General features: G+C 56.6%; 2 protein-coding genes and 1 pseudogene. 1 reads left to right on the forward strand and 2 read right to left on the reverse strand.

Annotated elements, in window-relative coordinates:
• Together HV796_RS41850 and HV796_RS41855 are read right to left on the reverse strand one after the other, a co-directional pair.
• Nucleotides 1-579: MFS transporter (locus HV796_RS41850; RefSeq protein ID WP_175233492.1), on the reverse strand; the 579-nt coding region annotated here is incomplete at its 3' end.
• Between the two features lie 258 nt (nt 580-837).
• The gene (locus tag HV796_RS41855; protein ID WP_175233493.1) at nt 838-1,296 is read right to left on the reverse strand and encodes a cupin domain-containing protein; all 459 of its coding nucleotides are present in this window, start codon (nt 1,294-1,296) and stop codon (nt 838-840) included.
• Nucleotides 1,297-1,891: 595 nt separating this feature from the next.
• On the opposite strand from HV796_RS41855, the pseudogene HV796_RS41860 reads away from it, so the two are divergent.
• A pseudogene (locus HV796_RS41860) lies at nt 1,892-2,091 on the forward strand (2-hydroxy-acid oxidase); the annotation flags it as partial.

The raw sequence follows: 2,091 nt of genomic DNA on the forward strand, positions 1-2,091 counted from the left end.
CCACTGCCAGCCATGCCAGCCGTTCAGGCCGTCGAACGCCTTCAGGATAAAGCCGGAGATCGGGCCGCCGATCACGCCCGATAGCGCGATCGCGGTCATGAACCAGGTGGTTATCCGGCCGCGCCGGTGCGCCGGGTACCAGTACGTCAGATACAGGATGATGCCGGGGAAGAAGCCCGCTTCGGCGACGCCGAGCAGAAAGCGCATCACGTAGAACATCGTCGGTGTGGCGACGAACATCGTCAGTGCGGAGATGATGCCCCACGACACCATGATCCGCGCGATCCACACGCGCGTGCCGACCCGATGCAGGATCACGTTGCTCGGTAGTTCGAATAGAAAATAACCGATGAAGAAGATGCCGGCGCCGAAGCCGTACACCGTGTCGCTCAGGCTCAGGGCGGTCTGCATCTGCAGTTTCGCGAAGCCGACGTTGACGCGGTCGAGATAGGCGACCACGTAGCACAGCATCAGAAGCGGCGTGAGACGCCACGCAACCTTGCGATAGATGGCATCCTCGAAAGTGGAGGGCGGCGCGTCCGCGTCGGACGGATGAAGCGGATTTGATTGATACAGCATTGAAGCTTTCCTATGGATGTGCGCGCTGGCGCGGAGCCGCTATTTGTTCAGAACCGCATCGTCGTCATCGCGATGCCCGGAGAGCCGCTCGTCGATTGGATAAGTCCTGTTCCCGGAGCCAGTTACACCAGCGGCATACCCACTCGTATTCCATCGTGGCATCGACGCTGGACGGTTGGCCAGGTCGGTCTAATCTGTCAAGCCGGTGGAACGGTGATCCGTCTATTCGGCACAGTCAGAATACGGTGCCTCGAGGCACTACCTTGCAGGAGCATCGGTGCGCTCCGAAAGAGGCAACCCATCGCTTCCCGCGTAGAAAACGATCAAGGTCACCGGGTTATCACCGGTCACCCCCCTGTGTACGGTACCCACAGTTTCAGGCAGGACTTGCCCAACCGTTATCCGCTGCTTCCCGCCGTCCGGCTTCTCGACCGTTAGTTCGCCGCCAAGAACATACGCTGCATTGGGCATCGGATGAGTGTGCCAGGGCAAAGACGTATGAGGAGGAATTTCGATTCGTAGCACGGAAATCTGGGGCCGCCCGGAGGGATAGGACTTGTAGCGCGCACCGTCCCATGATGCATCGGTCTTCAGCAGAGTCTGCACGTTGACCGATGCTGGTTGCTCTGCCAGTGCCGGGATCGTCAGCGATAGTCCAACGAGTATCCAGGTGACATTCTTCAGTTGGTTTGTGCGAACGATCCGGGTCGATCTCATGTTTCAATACTCCTTATGTTCTAAAGAAATGAAGGGGCCGCGTGCAGCAAAACGCCTCAACTTCGCCATCTATTCCATCTGGATAAGTTTTGGTTTCTTTAGAAGAGCAAGTTCATAAATCCGTTGATCGAAAGACATATTCATAACGAAAAGTCGAGCGTATTCCCGCCAGTGCAAATGACTTTCCGGTTTGTGGCATGGGCAGGTTGAGCTGGCCATAAAGACCGTTTGCGCACTGGACATCTCACCCGTAAACGCATAGCGACGAATCACTCAAAGCAAGCCAGGCATGACCACTTAGGTTGTCGAGTAGAAGTTAAGCTTCACCGAATTCTCATGCCCATTATGAAAATCTCAAAAGGATTTTCAGTTGCTGCGCAGTCTTCGGATCTGCAGTACTGCGATTCGTTTTGTTTACGCGTTATTTATACGTGAGATTATGAAATGGCATGGTGCTTACCGTGCATGCGTCGTGACCAGCTTCCGGGAATAGCTCACTCCGGCGCAGGAAGTGGTGCGGAATCGGGCGCAAATGGAATGGAGCAGACCGGGATCGCCGCCCGGGCAGATCAAACATGTTTTTCTGGAGACCAGCATGAACCATCCTGCGCCGCCCGCTTCCGTGCGCCGCCCTTTTCCCGCTGAATTGCTCAGTGCGCTGAAGGCCACATTCGGTGAGCGCGTGTCGACCGCCGAGGCGGTCCGCACCAACCACGGACGTGACGAATCGCCTTTCGATCCGCAATTGCCCGATGCGGTCGTCTTCGCACGCAACACCGAAGACATACAGGCCGT

The organism is Paraburkholderia humisilvae (assembly GCF_902859855.1).
GTDB classification, from domain to species: Bacteria; Pseudomonadota; Gammaproteobacteria; order Burkholderiales; family Burkholderiaceae; genus Paraburkholderia; species Paraburkholderia humisilvae.